The organism is uncultured Negativibacillus sp. (assembly GCF_944388365.1).
Taxonomy (GTDB): Bacteria; Bacillota; Clostridia; order Oscillospirales; family Ruminococcaceae; genus Negativibacillus.
In genome coordinates this window covers 1-17,740 of record NZ_CALXIN010000037.1, presented here as the reverse complement: position 1 = coordinate 17,740, position 17,740 = coordinate 1, and the positions used below count along the sequence as shown (strand labels likewise).

Below are 17,740 nucleotides of genomic sequence, written 5' to 3'. Positions count from 1 at the left end.
CCTCAGTTTTTGAACTACCTGCGCTTTTTGCGCTGGCGTCGCTCCTCTTCCAAAACCAAGGCTTGCAAGTTTTTTAAATAAGCATTCTCCGCGCGCAGTCTCTGAACCTCTGCCAGCAGATCTTCTTCTGCCTCTTTCGGCAGCTGCCTGGGCCTGCCTGTACTGCCGCGTCCTCTGCGCTCTAACGCAAGGCCTTCCGGCCCTTCTTCCAAATAAATCCGTTCCCAACTTTGTATGCGGCCATGTCCTTGAACTTCGTAAATTCTGGCGGCTTCCCGATAACTTAATCCGCCTTGTATGACCGCCTCTACCACCTGCTTCTTGAATTCTGGTGTATAGCGTTTGTTTGATATTCCTTTCGGCATAGTAAACACCCCATTTGTTATTCAGTATATCATACTGTCTAACAAATGGGGTGCAGTTCTAAAAGGTGTCCTTCTTTTTTAAAGCTGCTGGAGATGTTGCAGCGTCTTTTCAAATAAGCTTCGGATATGCTGTGCGGCAGGAGAATTGTCGTAATCGACCACAGGACGGCTGTGATTGACCGCACGGATGACCAGCGGGTCGAAAGGAATTTCCTCCAAAATGGGAAGTTCATGCTCCTGACAATAGAGCTGTATCTGTTGGGACAGCTCCGGCGAAATGTCGGCGCGATTGATGCATGCCACAGCAGGAACCTTGAGCTGACGCACGGTTTTCAGGATGCGCTCCAGGTCACTCATGCTGGACAACGACGGCTCTACCACCAGCAGTACAAGGTCTACACCGGCTATCGATGAAATGATGGGGCATCCAATGCCAGGGGAGCCGTCGATGACAGCCACCTGCGACTCGCCACAGAAGGAGGCGAGGTTCTGCTTGACGGCATTGATCGTCTTGCCGGTAGCTCCGGCGCCTGATTTCAGCTGTGCCGTGGAGAAAATGCCAAAATCGGTGTCCGAGACGGTATAGTCTCCGGTGTTGATCTCCGCCAGCTGGACAGCCTTGTGCCCGTCGCGGTTGACCGGACAGACCAGCTCGCACACGCCGCATCCTTCGCAGAGGTAGGGATTGACGACGCCGTTTTTCATCGCGCCGCTGCGGCAGTGCTCCTCACAGACGCCGCAGTGGGTGCAGAAGCTCTGGTCGATCACAGCACGGCGATTAAAACAGGTGCTTTGCGAAAGACAGGTTTCTCCATCGGAGAAGATCAGGTGGAGGTTGGGAACATCGACATCGCAGTCCGCAAAGCAGGCGGGAGTTTCTCCTTGTTTCAGCAGAGAGATGAAGGAGGAGGCAATGGTGGTTTTTCCAGTGCCGCCCTTGCCGCTGAGAATCAAAAGTTGTTTCATAAATTCTCCTCCTTCTCCTACAGATTCTGCGGAGCAACCAGTGAGTGCGCATTTTTGAGCATCTTCTGGAAGATGCGGCGATATTCCGGCTGTTTGGCAGCCAGCTGGCCGTTTGCGTTGAGCACTGCCAGCTCAGGCTGCAGCGGGATTTCTGCAAGCACCTTGATATGCTGCTCACGGCAGAAGGTTTTGATGTAATTTCGGGTATCCAACGATTTATTGATGACGATGCCGAACGGTTTGTTGTACAGCTTCAGAAGCTCGATACAGATGCGCATATCGTTGGCGCCAAAGACGGTGGGTTCGGTGACCAGAATACACATGTCAGCCTCCAAAATTCCCTGCACTACATGGCAGGAATTTCCAGGGGAACAATCCAGGATCTGATTGGGAAATGGGCGGGTTTGTGCGATCATCCGACGGATAATGGCGCTGCCCTGCATCTGACCAGGGTTCAGGCTTCCCGATACGACATGTACATGTTCAAAATTTCCGGTGCGGATCGAACCTATGTTATAAGGATGTTCAATAATTGCCTTTTGAGGACACAGCAAACGGCAGCCGCCGCAGTTATGGCAGAGATTGTCAAAGACAATCACCTGGCCGCCGGCATATCCCAACGCATGAAACGCACAGAAATCGACGCAGGCGCGGCAGCCGTTGCACCGATCGGTCTGTACCGAAGGAATCATGACATCGACAGGTTCAAAACTTGCCCGATCCATGGGCAGGAACAGATGGCCATTGGGGACTTCTACATCACAGTCAACATAGGCGGCATGATCTTGAATATAAGCAAGATTTACACTGACAAAGGTCTTGCCAGTGCCTCCTTTTCCACTCAATACTGCTATTTTCATGTTTTGTATTTCCTTTTTTGTGTTTCCAAGCCCCGTCTTGGCCGCACGATGCGGGTCAGGGCATTTGTATGCAAAGTGTCTTTTTCGTCGTTGAAAAAAAGACCTGCCGCTTTACAAAAAACGACAGGTCCGATAAGGTGGCTTTGTTAGCCCTGTATCCTGGGGTACGCTTTTTAAAGCCGGGAAAGTGTACCGGCGAGACAGCGCTCCAGATTGTCTCGGGCAGATCCGGCAATCGTCTGATAGACCTGAATATTGCCGGCAGACAGCAAACGCATGGCATTTTCGCCGCAGCGATTGGTAATCAAAACACCGACATGATTGTCAATCATCAGTTGGGCAGCCCGAATACCTGCGCTCTGCCCTGTGGCAAAGGTAGATTCCAGAAAATGAAAGTCGTTTGTCTGAGAATCGAAGAGCAGAAAATACCCTGAACGACCAAAGGTAGAGGAAACGCAGGCATCAGGATCCTTCTGTTCAACAGGAATGGCGATAATCATTCATCCGTCTCCTTTGATAAAGATACAGGAGGCAATTTATTCGTCAAACTTGCGGTTTGGCAGTGCGGTCAGATAGTCTACGGCGCTGCTGAGGTATTCTACCGGCATCTGCTCAATCTTGCCTTCATCGCACAGCTGTGCAAGATTTGGGTCGATCGGCATTCTGCCCAGGATCTGCAGGCCAGTTTCTTTTGCAACCTCATCGAGTTTGCTCTGACCAAAGATGTTGATCTGTTTGCCGCAGTCCGGACAAACCAGATAGCTCATGTTTTCAACGATGCCGACGATCGGAATATTCATCAGCTGTGCCATTTTATAGGCTTTTTTGACGATCATCGAAACCAGATCCTGTGGGGAGGTAACGATAACAATGCCGTCGACCGGAATGGACTGGAAAACGGTCAGCGGAACGTCGCCGGTGCCTGGCGGCATATCGATGAACATATAGTCTACCTCGCCCCAGACAACATCGCTCCAGAATTGTTTAACGGTACCTGCAATGACAGGACCTCTCCAGACAACCGGATCATCGGTGTGTTCCAGCAGGAGGTTTACAGACATGACCTCGGTGCCGTTTTCGGTCAGACGAGGGTCGATGCCCAGTTCATTGCCCTGTGCACGGCCGTGGATGCCGAACATCTTTGGAATGGATGGACCGGTGATGTCTGCGTCCAGAATAGCTGTACGGAAGCCTCTGCGCTGCATCATGACGGCCAGCGAAGAAGTGACCATGGATTTTCCGACGCCGCCTTTGCCGCTGACGACGCCAATGACCTTTTTGATATGGCTCAGGCTGTTTTCTGGTTCGAGCAGGCTCTGCGGTTTGGAGCAGGCGCCTTTGCTCTGGCAGGAGGAACAGTTGCCGGAGCAGCCGGAAGATGCACTCATGTAATTCAACTCCTAATAAAAATGCATTTTCGTGAAAATGCTTCATGAAAATGAAATTGTTCCCTATAAAGGGAAGCTTTATACGCCCTTCATTATAACTCTTTTCCGTCCGATTCGCAAGGGGGACATTACTTTTTGAAGCCTTTGTGAATCTTTTTGTGCATAAAAATAGAGAATACAGGGGTGAAACCGAGGAGAAAAAACAGGACCTTTGGACAAAGGAAGACCGTTTTTTTCTGACGGTTAGGGCTTGTCTGTGCAGGAAAAATTGCATATAATTAAACTAAACTGTTTCCCTTTTCCAAAGGGATTTGTTTGGACCGGAACGATATATTTTAAGAAGGGAAGAGGATTTATCATGAAACATATTCTTCTGATTGCCACAGGAGGAACCATCGCCTCCAAGGCGACCGAGAACGGACTCACACCACAGATTTCCTCCGAGGAGATGCTCGACTATGTGCCGGCGGCCAGAGAATTTTGTACCATTGATGCAGTGCAGATTCTGAATATTGATTCGACCAACATCCAGCCGGAACACTGGCTGCTGATGGCACGCACGGTCAAGGAAAACTATGACCGCTATGACGGTTTTGTTATCTGTCACGGCACCGATACCATGGCCTATACCTCTGCGGCACTGTCCTATCTGATCCAGAATTCTCCAAAGCCGATCATTATTACCGGTGCACAGAAGCCGATTTCGATGGAGATCACCGATGCAAAAACCAATCTGCTCGATTCGCTTCGCTTTGCTGCCTGCGATGATGCACATGGAGTCAGCATCGTTTTCAATGGCAAGGTAATCGCCGGAACCCGTGCCAGAAAGGTACATTCCAAGAGCTTCAATGCCTTTGACAGCATCAATTTCCCAGTACTGGCGACCATTCGCGACAATCGCATCGTTCACTACGTGAAGGAAAGCTGTCCGTGTTCCTATCCGGCGTTCTACATCGACCTCAATCCAAAAGTTTTCCTGCTGAAATTGATTCCAGGCATGGACCCAGGACTGCTGCCATGGATTGGAGAACACTACGATGCGGTCATCATTGAAAGCTATGGTGTAGGCGGTATTCCAAGCGAAGAACATCGAGATTTCCTCAAAGAGGTGGACAAGCTGATCGCGGACGGCAAGATCGTTGTCATGACCACACAGGTTATGTATGAGGGCAGCGATATGGCAGTATACGAGGTTGGCCATGTTGCAAAGGAACGATATGGACTGATCGAGTCGTATGATATGACGCTGGAATCCACCGTAACCAAACTGATGTGGATTATGGCGCAGACCAAGGAGCCGCAGAAGATCAAGTCGATGTTCTACACCACCATCAATCACGATATCCTGTTTCAGTAATTGGATGTAGAAGGAGGGGCAGCGATGGGAGCCAGTTTACAGCGACAAAAGGAAGAAAAGAAGCACAATCTGGTTCAGGCAGCATACGAATTGTTTTTGGAAAAAGGAACCACCAAGACAAGCATCGACGAGATCGTCCGGCGTGCCAACGTTGCCAAGGGAACCTTCTACCTGTACTTTCAGGATAAAAATGAAATATGGGATGCTGTTGTTGCCCGTGTCAGCAATCACATTTTGCTGGAGGCAAAAGAGGCGCTGGAACAGCGCAATCTTCCCGATATGATCGACAGAATCCTGTTTGTGGCCGATTATGTCATCGAGTATTTCAGAAAGAATATTCTGGTGTTGAGAATGATTCGGCGCGATTTTTCCTGGCCATTGGTACTCAAGAAGATGGAGCAGGAACAGGACAATACGCTGCTGCAGATGCTGGACCAGTGTTTCTGCAGCCCGTATCTCAGTCGTTATTCGATGGAAGAGTCCTATCGCATGATGTTTATCATCATGGAGATGGTGGGTTCTATCAGCTACACCTCCATTCTCCATGACCAGCCGGCGCCCATTGATGAGATGAAACCGGTTTTGTTTCACACGATTCGGAAAATACTGCTCTAGCAGCAGACTTGATGAAAAAAAGCAAGGGTGGGCGTCGCAGCCCACCCCTTTGCTTTGGAAGGAGTATCTAATGGAAATGACAGAGTGTCGGCTGTGTCCGCGGCAATGTGGAGTGGACCGCAGCAAACAGACTGGCTATTGTGGTGTCAGTGACAGGGTAAAACTGGCGCGTGCAGCGCTGCACTTCTGGGAGGAGCCTTGTATCAGTGGAGAGCGCGGTTCGGGAACGGTGTTTTTCTCGGGCTGTGCGCTCAAGTGTGTTTTTTGCCAGAACTATCAGCTCAGCGCCGGACATTTTGGCAAAGAGGTGAGTATTCAGCGGCTGGCAGAAATCTTTCTGGAATTGCAGCAGCAGGGAGCACACAACATTAACCTGGTGACCGGCGGACATTATGTCCCGCAGATTGTACAGGCGCTGGAACTGGTGCGGAAGGATTTGAAAATTCCGGTCGTTTATAACAGCAGCGGCTATGAAACGGTGGAAACACTGCGGCAGCTGAAAGGCTATGTGGACATCTATCTGCCGGATTTGAAGTATTATTCTCCGGAGCGCTCCGCACGTTACTCCAATGCAAGGGATTACTTTGCAGTTGCCTCTCAGGCGGTGCAGGAGATGTTTTCGCAGGTGGGACCGGTGCAGTTTGATGAGCAAGGGATGCTGCAAAAAGGAGTGGTTGTGCGCCATATGGTGATGCCAAACGGTGTGGAGGACACCATGGACATCCTCACCTGGATTGCAGAGCATCTACCGCTTGACGATATTCTGGTCAGTGTCATGAGCCAGTACACTCCATTTTATAAAAGTGCGGACTATTCTGAAATCAATCGCCGGCTCACACAGGAGGAGTATGACCGTGTACTCGACTGGATGGAGTGCATGGGAATCGAACAGGGCTTTGTACAGGAGTTAAGCTCTGCCAAGGAGGAATATACCCCTGATTTTTCATTGCAGGGAGTATAGGAAGATTATTTACAATATTTGGGGAAAAAGGAAAAAAATGAAGAACATAAAAGTGGTACGATATACCAGAGAAAAGATTCCAGATGTGCTTCAGTTTGAAAAGGATTTACGAAAAGAGGAGGATTTCTGGAATTGGTCGATTGATGAAAGCTATGTTCAGAGCGTGACCAAGAGTTTTGAGTCAGGGATGTTTGACAATTCCATTTCGTTGCTGGCCTATGCAGGAGAAAAAGTTGTGGGAAGAATCGACTCCAGCATCATCGCAAGTCACTTTGATGGAAGTATCAAAGCATATTTGGACTGGATCTGTGTGATAAAAAGCTATCGCCATCGTGGAATCGCTCAACTGCTGATGACAAAACTGCGCGAGGAACTGAAGGAGAAGGGAGTTGAGACGCTGGTTGGCCTGATTGCAGCCAATGAAGAAGCACAGCGATTTTATCGCTCTTTGCCGGATGCGCTCATTCGAGATGAGGGAATCTGGATTGACATTTGAATTTTTGCTTTTGAAGTTGAAATAAAGAAAAAATTCGTTTTCAATACAGCGGGATCAATTTCCGCAACAAGGAAAGAAGGTATAGAATAACATGTGTCGTGTCAAAAACTGGGTGTGCACACATCCGGTGCTCTTTGCGTTGATCTTTTTTGCGTTTTATTTTTCGGGATTTTTTCTGTTGGAACATTTTATTACGCAGCCGACCTATCTGATTGGATGCGCGCTGGATGAGCTGATCCCGTTTAATGAATGGTTCATTTTCCCTTATGGAGCCTGGTTTGTGCTGATTCCGTGGGCGCTGATTACCTTGCTGTTGTATGACCGCGAAAATTATTTTTATCTGTGCGGCGTTATGTTTTCGGGAATGGCGCTGTGTCTGGTGCTGTATGCCCTGTTTCCCAACGGTGTAGATCTGCGTCCGGAGCAGATCGCTTCTGATAACATTGCAGCATCTTTGGTACACATCATCTGGGCAGTGGATACCTCCACCAACGTTTGTCCTTCCATCCATGTGTCTACTACGGTGGCAATCTTCCTGGCGGTACAGCGCAGCCGCATCTGGAAGCGACGCCGTCTGGTAGTGGGCACCTGCGGAATATTGACGGTACTGATCTGTATGGCGACCGTCTTTTTGAAACAGCACTCGGTCATTGATGTGATGTGTGGAATCGCTTTGAGCATGGCACTCCATCTGGTCTTTCGAGGAATGGGAAACCGACAGGAGCAGATGGTCTGCGAGCTGAGCAAAAATTAGAGCGGAACCTGGAAAAGCTGATGGCGCATATTCTGTTAAGGGAGAACTTTGATCTCCTGAGAACAGTTGAAAGGAGACGCCATCACGATGAATATTTATCCTCCATGCTATGGATGTTTTCCGGTATGTTTTTGTCAATGTCCCATGCAGGGAGAAGCGGGAACAGCAGCTACCATTACGGTGGGAACAGTGACGACAGGTGAACCAGGTACAAAGGCCAGCGTTGTAAATGTAGGTACACCGCAAAACGCAGTGTTAAACTTTACAATACCCCAGGGTTCATCGGCATCACAGAATCTGGAACGGTTTTTGACCACCGATGCTCCGCCGCAGCCTGTACAGACAAGAGAGGCATTGACCTTTTATAATAACCCTCTGTCTTTGGGGGATTCGGTGACACACACCCAAGCAAGCAGTGATATTGTCGTTCAAAAGCCAGGAGTATACCTTGTGTCGTTTCATGGAACATTGGGGTTGCCGCAAGGGTCAGAAACGCCGATATATAGTCTGATTTATCTGACAGAGAATGGGCAGGAGGTGGATGGAGCATCGGTACAAACCAGCTTGACTCAGCCTGGCGATTATACATCGGTAGCTTTCAGCGTACCTATTCAGATTTCCAGTGTGCCCACCACGCTGCAGATTGTTTCGTCACAGGGAGGATTGCTCTTCAGCAATATTTCACTGTCTGTTGTACAGCTTGGAGATAATCCGACCAATTAAAAAAAGCACCGCAAACGCGGTGCTTTTTTATATAAACAAATCAAATGACGGATAAGGAGGTACTGTAAGAAATAAACTTGAACAGAAATGCGAGGTAGTAATTTTTAAAGCTTTGCAAATGTAGAAATTTTACTTGGCTATATTTTACAAATTTAGAAATTTCATCAAAAGTTCATCGCCGCTTTATACATTGAATAGAACAATCGATTACACTGGAATAATAGGTTGTCGCATCTGGTCCAAATATATAGAAAAGGCGGAGATGATATGGAATACATTTTGCAAACAGATAACTTATCGAAAGTCTATGGAGCAAAAACTGTTCTGAATCGTGTGAGTATTCATGTGCCCCAAAAGTCAATTTATGGCTTGGTGGGTAAAAACGGAGCTGGAAAAACCACGCTTATGCGTATTATCTGTGGCTTAACGCAGCAAAGTCAAGGTAGTTATACCTTGTTAGGTAAGACGAATGATGATACAGTGCGGAGTAACATGGGGATGCTGATTGAAAAACCAGGCATCCATGAACACATGACAGCGTTAGAGAATTTGCGCTATTTTTCATTGCTGTTCGGGATCCATCAGCAGGATCATCAAAAAATACTGGAAATGGTTGGATTGCAAAATGTTGGAAAAAAGAAAGCAGGTCAGTTCTCTTTGGGAATGAAACAACGCTTGGGCATTGCAATCTCATTGCTGGGAAATCCTGATTTCCTTATTCTTGATGAGCCGATCAACGGACTTGATCCAGAAGGCGTATATGAGATACGTAAAATGCTGGAGACATTGAATCGTGAACATGGCACCACCATCATGATTGCCAGCCATATTTTGAGTGAATTACATAAACTGGCAACGGACTATGCTATCATTGATGGCGGACATCTAATTGATGAATTCAGTAAAGATACGCTGGAAAACGCATGCAGCAGCGGTATTCAGGTTACGGTTGAGCCCGCATATTTGCAAAATGCAAAAACACTCATTGCATCTCGTTATCCAAATGTTCGGTGTGAGGTCCTTTCCGATCATAGCTTGCGGCTGCATGAGAAGATCAATCCGGCGGATCTTAACCAATTCCTGGTAGAAAACAAAGTGCGTGTGTCTGGTCTGAGGGCAAATGATGAGGATATTGAGAGATTTTTTGTAGAAAAACTCTCCGGAGGGAAAGCAGTATGAAAAATTTAATTCGCGGACATATTTATCAGTTGAAAAAAGATCCTTTCTTTTTCGGATGCCTTGCTTTCAGTTTTGTTTACCTGTTTATATCGACCCGACTTTCTCTTTCTTTGACATCAGCATTAAGCCCTGTTATGGGAATAGAGGGAATGTTTAATACATTTTTGAGCGGTGATATCATCCTTTATATCTTCATGCTGCTGACAGCGAATATGGTTGCAGAAACTTATCGCTCCGGTGTGATGAAGAATATTATAGGACGAGGTATCGCGAAGAATCAATACTATCTCTCCATCGTTTTGACGCTATCTGCTGCATATATATTGGTAATGCTGATCGTCAGCATTATTGTAGGAGTTATTGTAAGCAGCAAATTTGGTTTAGGTGCGATTGCTTATCCTGGTTACTATGCTCTTTCCATAGTAGCACGTATTCTTTTTGCGATGGCGCACATCAGCTTTGCACTTACAATGACGATTTACACCAGAAACGCAATTACAGGTGTTGTCTTCGGCCTTGTAGTTCCGAATGTACCGAAAATCTTGGAAATGATTTTGGGATTTTTGAAAATTCCTGTTGACCTCGATTTTATCAAAATCGCTACACACATGCCGTCTGTTTATGAAGCATCGAGTGACTTGTCATCGTTTTTGCCGTGTTTCGCTGTGTTGTGTGGTTATCTTGTTTTATCTGTTTTTGCTGGTTTCAGGCTTTTGAAGTATCAGAATATCAAGTGATTTGAATTAGAATGAGCACACATTTCCCTTGACGCAAAAAATTTTTATTCGATTTAGATCCCAGTACAATGACGGATGTGTTGTCCTGGGATCGTGTATCCTTCCACGGCACAGGGTATTTTACAACAGCCAAGCCGGATGGAAATTCTGACGAATCGAAAACATATCCATAAAAGAATTACAGGCCACATGGAATCATCCCATGTGGCCTGTAATTCTTTTATGATCTTTTTGTAAATCGAGAATAGTTACCGGCAGCGCTTTTGAAGTCCGGCCTTGATTATTCAACGATGTGGAATCAATCTGTAAGCTTTTGGAATATCAGCGGTACGACGGACTCAAACATTCCCAAGTTTATGCTTGAATGGGTATTCTCGTAGCTGCTTTTGCCCCGTTCGATGATTTATTATTTACTCAACAAAGGTGTCTGTTCAGGAGTCTGTTTATGATGCAGGGCGAAAACGGTTTGTTTCAGGAAGACGATCGAGATTAGGAACAGTCGTGCGCATAAATCCGTATAAACAAAAAAATCCTCAGTCTTTTGACTGAGGAATGGTCGGAGTAGCGGGACTTGAACCCACGGCCTCTTGGTCCCGAACCAAGCGCGCTACCAAACTGCGCTATACCCCGAGATAGTACAAATCCCAATCTCTAGAGATTGGGATTTGTTTGGCTGCCCGACTAGGATTTGAACCCAGACAAACAGAGTCAGAGTCTGTCGTGCTACCCTTACACAATCGGGCAATATTCATTGCTGTCGCTGACAACGTATATTATTATACTCGTTTCTTTTGAAAAGTCAATACCTTTTTTTGGATTTTTTTAAAAAAATAAAACTTTTCTTGTGCTGGGCAAGTTTAGTCTTATATATAAGGCGTTAGAAGAATATTTGATGAAAAAATTGTAAAAATATATGCGAAACCCCTTGCAATAATACTAATTTAGTGTATTATTAGTATATAAGAAAAATGCCGAACAGGCGATCATTTCTGAAGTTTTTAAGGAGGCACATTTATGGCAGTATTACATCTGAATCCCGATAACTTTGAAAAGACAGTATCCGAAGGCAAAGTCATGGTAGATTTCTGGGCACCATGGTGCATGCCATGTCAGTCTCTGCTGCCCGTCATCGACGAGCTGGGCGATGAACTGGAAGGCAAAGCAGTTGTTGCCAAGGTGAATGTCGATGAAAATAAATCTCTGGCTACCAAATTCCGCGTTATGAGCATTCCAACCGTCATCTTCTTTGTTGATGGTGTAGAAAAAGAAAGACTGATTGGTGTTTATCCAAAGAACAAATATATTGAAACAATCAACAACCTGTAAGGGTTAAAAAAACTCCCGACTCGTCGGGAGTTTTTTATTTTGGATAATTTTGACACCAGGCGCCACGAACGAGGATTTTTAAAAGGAAAAAGGGGAAAGATAAACGGGAAATCAATCAAAATGAGGTGGCGTTATGATACCAGTGATTCTGCTGGGAGAAAAGTCGGATCGAAGATTGTACCATGCGCTGTGTCGCTTGCTAGCATATCGCTGCGGACACTGCGGACAGGACGGGTTTTGCTGGCAGCAGGGAGCCGATGTACTGCTGATTGAACAGCCGCAGGGAAACAGGCTAGATGTTGGCGGAGGTCTGATTGTGGTGGGAGAAAACTTTTCTGCACAGCACGTGCCTGCGCATCTGCTGCATGCGCAGTATGTGGTGGTGTCAAACACCGAGCAGGCCCGTCTGTTTGCAGCAGGATGTGGACTGCCGGTACTGGGCTGCGGAGGAAGGTTTGACAGCCTGAGCTTTTCCAGCCGGCAGGAGCAGACGGTCATCACCTTACAGCAGGATCTGCAGCGGCTGGACGGCGGGAAACTGCCGGCCGGAGATTATCCCGTGGAAGTGCCGGTAGAGTTGGAGGACGATGACCTGTTATTGTGTGCAGCTGTACTGCTGTTGTTAGGCGAAGATTTAAAAATAGAAAGTGCCAGAAATATCCTGTGATAATTGATGAACTCGGTGCCATACTATTACTGCAAACGCGAAGGACGGTTTAGAAAACAGGATGAATCGTCCGAAAGAAAATCATCAAAAAAATCAAGGAGTGTATTTTCAAATGGCAAACTACAACAAAACCAGCAACAATAGATTGGTCGTACCAGAAGCACAGGAAGCAATGAACAGATTCAAGATGGAAGCAGCTAACGAAGTCGGCGTTAACCTGACCGAAGGCTACAACGGTCATCTGACCTCCCGTGAAGCAGGTTCTGTCGGCGGCCAGATGGTCAAGAAAATGATCGAGGCTTACGAGAACTCCATCAAGAAATAAGCAGATTTCCAAAAAACAAGGACAAAAAAACGGAGGGCAGCTGCCCTCCGTTTTTTGTCCTTTGTTCCTTTTATGACTGTGGGATGCACAGAACTTTATCGTAATAGGTTTCCTTGTACTGCTGATACAGGTCGTTATAATACTCGGTCAGACCCTGATGGAGAATACGACGGTATTCATGGCGATCGATATTCTGATTTTTAGCGGCATGAGCAATCATATACATGCCTACATTTGCACAGTGGTCAGCAATTCGCTCATAGTTGGAAAGCGACTCGATAAATGGGAATGCAGCATCCACCGAGCACTGACCTTCCTTCAGGCGTTCAATGTGGCGCTCCTTGAGCAGTTCTTCGACGATATCCACAACCTCCTCAAGAGGCTCAATGCTATTGGCAACAGCAACGTCGTTTTTCTCAAAAGAACTCAATGCTTTGCCGATACATTCGCTGACAGCGTCGCTGAGGGTTTTCAGCTCCTCAAAGGCGGAGGTGGAAAAATGGCTGCCGCTGTCCGCCAAGTGGTCGGCACATTCCTGAATGTTGATGGCATAGTCGCCGATACGTTCAAACTCGCTCTGAATCTGCAGCAGCAGAGATACCTGACGGCTTTCCGGTTCGGTCAGTTCGCCTTCTGACAGGCGCACCAGATAGATGCTGACACGGTCCTCCAGCTTATCAATGAGATTTTCACGCTCTCTGATTTTTTCAATCTGTTTTGCATCGTGGTTGGAAAACAGCTGGGTAACACTCTGAAGATTTTTGAAGGCGAGCTGTCCCATTTTCAGCACACACTGAGAAGCGTGGTTGATGGCAAGACCAGGGGAACGCAGAAAACGGTCGTCCAGCGAAGCGGTCATGTCGGTGTCACTTTCGTCGGATTCATCGCCGCGGATAAAGTGAATCGACAGTTTTTCAAGCAAGCCGGCAAAGGGGATCAGCATGATGGTGACGGCAACATTGAAGATGGAGTGGAAGTTTGCGATGTCATTGCTGTTGATCGGATTGTTCCAGAAGGAAAAGCCGATGGTATATTGGAAGGCATAGACAGCAAAGAGGAAGATCAATGTGCCGATGATGTTAAAGCTCAGATGAACAAAGGCAGAACGCTTGGCGTTTTTGGAAGCACCAAACGAAGCCATGATTGGAGTGATACAGGTTCCGATATTCTGACCGAGGATGATCGGGATAGCGGAAGAGAAGGTGATCTGTCCGGTGGAAGTCAGCGCCTGCAGGATACCAATCGAGGCAGCGGAGCTTTGGATGATAGCAGTGACGACAGCACCAGCCAGTACGCCCAGAATCGGGTTGGAGAAGTTTTTAAACAATGCGATAAACCCAGGGACCTGCTCCAACGGTGCAACAGCGTCGCTCATCTGGAACATACCAAAGAACAGGATGCCAAAGCCCAGCAAGATCTGTCCCAGATCCTTTTGAAAGGCTTTCTTTCCTGCCATGTACAGGATGATACCGATGATCGAAACCAGCGGCGCCCAGGAGGTGGGCTTGAGCAGATTCATGATGAAGTTGTCGCTTTGGATATCCATCAAACTCAGGATATGGGCGGTGATGGTGGTACCAATGTTGGCACCCATAATGACACCGATGGCCTGTTTGAGCTTAATGATGTTTGCATTGACAAGGCCAACTACAATGACGGTGGTTGCGGAGGAACTTTGTACGGCTGCGGTGACCAGCGCACCGAACAGAACTGCTTTGAAGATGTTGTTGCTCATCTTTTCCAGGGTGCGCTCCAGTCGTCCGCCCGAAGCTTTTTCCAGGCCGCTTCCCAGGAGGCTCATACCATACAGAAAGAACGCAAGTCCTCCCAGTACCGAGACGATAATGCCAAAATAATCTGCACTGTCCATAAACTACCTACCTTTTCTTGGTCTGGTGCACTGCACCGACTCTGTTTTTACATACATTTGATGTATTCTTTACGTACATTTTACAAAAGGGGCAAAAAAACACCACTGTTCGACATACGTGTTATAAATTATTATAACATCAAGATAAGAGTAATGTACAGAGAGAAGCGCAGGATAAAACAGAAATTTATTGACGCAAGAGGATGAGAAAATTGGTGCTTTTCATCAGAAAACAGCTTTTAAAGGCGTAAAAGGAGAAAAAACAGGGCAAATTCCAGGTAAATGAAGTTCAGATGCAGGACGACTGCAAACAATCCTGAATGGCGCAAGAAATGTTATAGAAAAAGAGAAGGTGGTACATTTTGTGCAAAAGGATGATAAAAAGCAAAAGAATGGGTATTTTGACGAAAAATAAATCTGTAAATTTCTGAAAATGGCGTCAATATCGAGCATTTTTGTGTAAAATACATAAAAAACAGGGAATATCCAACGAGAATTCCCTGAGGAGCTGAAAATGGCAAAAGAGGAACAATAATTTATAAAATCAGCAGATAGAAAAGAACACGCAGGGAGGTAACCCTCTAAAGGAGGGAATATAAGGGGACAAATCCTCCCAAAAACACCCGCTGTATTTGCCTTAAAAATGGCTTTATCATGAGGAAAAATGACATTTTGCAAGTGGCGGAAAATGACCTTGCAAAATGTACGGAATACGCAGGGTTTTATAAAAATCCAAGTGAAGAAGGACAGCTGGGAGTTGTGCAGGTTGCTGTGATTTTTTTATCAATTTGATAAAATGCACAAAAACGGATTTCTAAAATATTTTGACAATTCGTGAATTAAATATTAACATGGGAAGGTAAGGTAACATCCGTGCGAGATGTTACAAAATGTTATATTTATGTTACAAAGAAGGGAATGGAACACACATGGATTTAACAATCCTGGCTCCGATTGGAGCAGTCCTGGCTTTGCTCTTTGCTATTTTCCAGGCAAAGAAAGTCATGAAAGAGGACGAGGGTACCGACCTGATGAAGTCCCTGTCCCAGAAAATCCGCACCGGTGCTGATGCATACCTGAAAAGACAGTACAAAACTGTAGCAGTTGTATTTGTCGTTCTGGTTATCATCTTTGCGATCCTGGCATTTATGGGTCAGGTAAACGCATTTGTTCCGGTTGCATTCGTAACAGGCGGTGTATTCTCCGCTCTGTCCGGCTACTTCGGCATGAAGATTGCTACTGCTGCTAACGCAAGAACCGCTAACGCAGCTCACCACAGCCTGAACAAAGGTCTGAAGGTAGCATTCTCCGCAGGTTCCGTTATGGGCTTTACCGTAGTTGGTCTGGGCCTGCTGGACACCTCCATCTGGTTCTACATCTTGAAGATGGTTTACGGCGACAACGCACAGGCAATCGCTTCCGCTCTGGTTACCTTTGGTATGGGTGCTTCCACCATGGCTCTGTTTGCCCGTGTAGGCGGCGGTATCTTCACCAAAGCTGCTGACGTTGGTGCTGACCTGGTTGGTAAAGTTGAAGCTGGCATTCCAGAAGACGACCCGAGAAACCCTGCTGTTATCGCTGACAACGTAGGCGACAACGTAGGTGACGTTGCTGGTATGGGTGCTGACCTGTATGAATCCTATGCAGGTGCAAGACTCTCCTCCATGGCACTGGGCGTTTCCGCTGGCCTTGGCTTCCAGGGCATGATGATCCCAATGGCTCTGTGCGCTCTGGGTATCTTTGCTTCCATCATCGGTTCCTTCTTCGTTAAAACTGAAGAGGGTGCAGATCAGAAAAAACTGCTTGGCTCTCTGAGAAAGGGCACCTATATCAGCTCTGTTCTGGTAATCATTGCTGCCTTCGTTCTCATCAAAGTTTCCGGCCTTGGCATGGGTCTCTTCGTTGCTATCATTTCCGGTTTGCTGGCAGGCGTACTGATCGGTTACTTCACCGAGTACTACACCTCCGACTCCTACAAACCAACTCAGCACCTGGCTGAAACCTCCGAAACAGGTTCTGCTACCCTGATCATCGGCGGTCTGGGCCTCGGTATGAAATCCACTGCAATCCCAGCTGTTATCGTTGGTATCGCAGTTCTCGTCAGCTACTTTGTATCCGGTGGTGCAGAAAGCTTCAACATGGGTCTGTACGGAATCTCTCTGGCGGCAGTTGGTATGCTCTCCACTCTGGGTATCACTCTGGCTACCGACGCTTACGGCCCTGTTGCTGATAACGCTGGCGGTATCGCTGAGATGGCTGGTCTGGGCGAGGAAGTTCGTAACAGAACTGACGCTCTGGACTCCCTGGGCAACACCACCGCTGCTACCGGTAAAGGTTTCGCAATCGGTTCTGCTGCTCTGACCGCTCTGGCTCTGGTTGCTTCCTACATCGACCAGGTTAACCTGATTGCTCCTGATTACAACTTCAATCTGTCCGTTATGAACCCACCTGTACTGATCGGCCTGCTGATCGGTGCTATGCTCCCATTCGTATTTGCGGCTCTGACCATGGAATCCGTTGGCCGCGCTGCACAGAGCATCGTTGTTGAAGTTCGCAGACAGTTCAAATCCATCCCAGGTCTGATGGAAGGCACCGCTGAGCCTGACTACAGAAGCTGTATTGACCTGTGCACCAAATCCGCACTGCACGAGATGGTTCTGCCAGCACTTCTGGCAATCGTTGTTCCAGTTATTGTTGGTCTGATCATGGGCGTTGTTGGTGTAACCGGTATGCTGGCTGGTGCTACCGTTTCCGGTTTCGTTCTGGCAGTTATGATGTCCAACTCCGGTGGTGCTTGGGATAACGCTAAGAAATACATTGAGGCTGGCCACCACGGCGGCAAAGGTTCCAACAACCACAAGGCTGCTGTTGTCGGCGATACCGTTGGTGACCCATTCAAGGATACCTCCGGTCCATCTATCAACATCCTGATCAAACTGCTCTCGATGGTTTCCATCGTATTCGCAGCAGTTGTTGCAAACTTCTCTCTGATCAGATAATTACATTACAATCAAAAGAACTGTCACAGAATTCTGTGGCAGTTCTTTTTTTGTTGCCTTTAGGCTTAACAAAACCCCTGGTTCTACCAGGGGTAAATAAAAAAGCCTTGGCAAATAAAACCTCCGTGCTACAATCGAGATGGTTTGGCAAC

18 protein-coding genes and 2 tRNA genes are annotated in these 17,740 nt (G+C 47.0%); 12 read left to right on the top strand and 8 right to left on the bottom strand.

Going from position 1 to position 17,740, the window contains the following annotated elements; genetic code table 11:
* Positions 1-14: 14 nt before the first annotated feature.
* The 5 genes from Q0L39_RS06655 to Q0L39_RS06635 all read right to left on the bottom strand — a co-directional run bounded on the left by Q0L39_RS06655 (position 15) and on the right by Q0L39_RS06635 (position 3,579).
* Positions 15-365: a helix-turn-helix domain-containing protein gene (locus tag Q0L39_RS06655; RefSeq protein WP_296627752.1), complete on the bottom strand. Its 351-nt coding sequence runs from the start codon at positions 363-365 to the stop codon at positions 15-17.
* Between the two features lie 78 nt (positions 366-443).
* Positions 444-1,331 carry a 4Fe-4S binding protein gene (locus Q0L39_RS06650; protein ID WP_296627750.1) on the bottom strand — a complete coding sequence of 296 codons (888 nt, stop codon included), beginning with the start codon at positions 1,329-1,331 and terminating at the stop codon, positions 444-446.
* Positions 1,332-1,348: 17 nt separating this feature from the next.
* Complete coding sequence (locus Q0L39_RS06645) at positions 1,349-2,191, bottom strand: 4Fe-4S dicluster domain-containing protein (RefSeq protein WP_296627749.1); 843 nt, start codon at positions 2,189-2,191, stop codon at positions 1,349-1,351.
* Positions 2,192-2,364: 173 nt separating this feature from the next.
* The gene (locus Q0L39_RS06640; RefSeq protein ID WP_296627747.1) at positions 2,365-2,691 is read right to left on the bottom strand and encodes a NifB/NifX family molybdenum-iron cluster-binding protein; all 327 of its coding nucleotides are present in this window, start codon (positions 2,689-2,691) and stop codon (positions 2,365-2,367) included.
* 36 nt (positions 2,692-2,727) lie between these two features.
* A complete protein-coding gene (locus tag Q0L39_RS06635; protein WP_296627745.1) occupies positions 2,728-3,579 on the bottom strand; it encodes an Mrp/NBP35 family ATP-binding protein in 852 nt (283 codons plus the stop codon).
* A 358-nt stretch (positions 3,580-3,937) separates the two neighbouring features.
* Here Q0L39_RS06635 and Q0L39_RS06630 point away from each other — a divergent pair, with 358 nt between their 5' ends.
* The 8 genes from Q0L39_RS06630 to Q0L39_RS06595 all read left to right on the top strand — a co-directional run bounded on the left by Q0L39_RS06630 (position 3,938) and on the right by Q0L39_RS06595 (position 10,401).
* A complete protein-coding gene (locus tag Q0L39_RS06630) occupies positions 3,938-4,936 on the top strand; it encodes an asparaginase (RefSeq protein WP_296627744.1) in 999 nt (332 codons plus the stop codon).
* A 24-nt stretch (positions 4,937-4,960) separates the two neighbouring features.
* Positions 4,961-5,551, top strand: coding sequence for a TetR/AcrR family transcriptional regulator (locus tag Q0L39_RS06625; RefSeq protein WP_296627742.1), 591 nt, complete (start codon positions 4,961-4,963; stop codon positions 5,549-5,551).
* A gap of 70 nt (positions 5,552-5,621) precedes the next feature.
* The gene (locus Q0L39_RS06620) at positions 5,622-6,512 is read left to right on the top strand and encodes a radical SAM protein (RefSeq protein WP_296627741.1); all 891 of its coding nucleotides are present in this window, start codon (positions 5,622-5,624) and stop codon (positions 6,510-6,512) included.
* 37 nt (positions 6,513-6,549) lie between these two features.
* Complete coding sequence (locus tag Q0L39_RS06615) at positions 6,550-7,008, top strand: N-acetyltransferase (RefSeq protein ID WP_296627739.1); 459 nt, start codon at positions 6,550-6,552, stop codon at positions 7,006-7,008.
* Between the two features lie 178 nt (positions 7,009-7,186).
* A complete protein-coding gene (locus tag Q0L39_RS06610; protein ID WP_296627738.1) occupies positions 7,187-7,762 on the top strand; it encodes a phosphatase PAP2 family protein in 576 nt (191 codons plus the stop codon).
* A gap of 87 nt (positions 7,763-7,849) precedes the next feature.
* Positions 7,850-8,485: a spore surface glycoprotein BclB gene (locus tag Q0L39_RS06605; protein ID WP_296627735.1), complete on the top strand. Its 636-nt coding sequence runs from the start codon at positions 7,850-7,852 to the stop codon at positions 8,483-8,485.
* 267 nt (positions 8,486-8,752) lie between these two features.
* Positions 8,753-9,664, top strand: coding sequence for an ATP-binding cassette domain-containing protein (locus Q0L39_RS06600; protein WP_296627734.1), 912 nt, complete (start codon positions 8,753-8,755; stop codon positions 9,662-9,664).
* Positions 9,661-10,401: a hypothetical protein gene (locus Q0L39_RS06595; protein ID WP_296627732.1), complete on the top strand. Its 741-nt coding sequence runs from the start codon at positions 9,661-9,663 to the stop codon at positions 10,399-10,401. The genes Q0L39_RS06600 and Q0L39_RS06595 overlap by 4 nt, the downstream gene beginning before the upstream one ends.
* 553 nt (positions 10,402-10,954) lie before the next feature.
* On the opposite strand, the gene Q0L39_RS06590 is transcribed toward Q0L39_RS06595, so the two are convergent.
* Positions 10,955-11,031 (bottom strand) — tRNA-Pro (locus Q0L39_RS06590).
* Between the two features lie 40 nt (positions 11,032-11,071).
* Positions 11,072-11,145: transfer RNA gene (locus tag Q0L39_RS06585), tRNA-Gln, on the bottom strand.
* Between the two features lie 270 nt (positions 11,146-11,415).
* On the opposite strand from Q0L39_RS06585, the gene trxA reads away from it, so the two are divergent.
* The 3 genes from trxA (at position 11,416) to Q0L39_RS06570 (ending at position 12,719) form a co-directional block, all read left to right on the top strand.
* Positions 11,416-11,727, top strand: coding sequence for a thioredoxin (gene trxA / locus Q0L39_RS06580; RefSeq protein WP_296627731.1), 312 nt, complete (start codon positions 11,416-11,418; stop codon positions 11,725-11,727).
* A 133-nt stretch (positions 11,728-11,860) separates the two neighbouring features.
* Complete coding sequence (locus tag Q0L39_RS06575; RefSeq protein ID WP_296627729.1) at positions 11,861-12,394, top strand: hypothetical protein; 534 nt, start codon at positions 11,861-11,863, stop codon at positions 12,392-12,394.
* Positions 12,395-12,506: 112 nt separating this feature from the next.
* On the top strand, positions 12,507-12,719 hold the full coding sequence (locus tag Q0L39_RS06570) for an alpha/beta-type small acid-soluble spore protein (protein WP_296627727.1): 213 nt from the start codon (positions 12,507-12,509) through the stop codon (positions 12,717-12,719).
* A 70-nt stretch (positions 12,720-12,789) separates the two neighbouring features.
* On the opposite strand, the gene Q0L39_RS06565 is transcribed toward Q0L39_RS06570, so the two are convergent.
* A complete protein-coding gene (locus Q0L39_RS06565; protein WP_296627725.1) occupies positions 12,790-14,589 on the bottom strand; it encodes a Na/Pi cotransporter family protein in 1,800 nt (599 codons plus the stop codon).
* A 929-nt stretch (positions 14,590-15,518) separates the two neighbouring features.
* Here Q0L39_RS06565 and Q0L39_RS06560 point away from each other — a divergent pair.
* Positions 15,519-17,588, top strand: a complete 2,070-nt coding sequence (locus Q0L39_RS06560) for a sodium-translocating pyrophosphatase (RefSeq protein WP_296627724.1) — start codon at positions 15,519-15,521, stop codon at positions 17,586-17,588.
* Positions 17,589-17,740 lie beyond the last annotated feature (152 nt).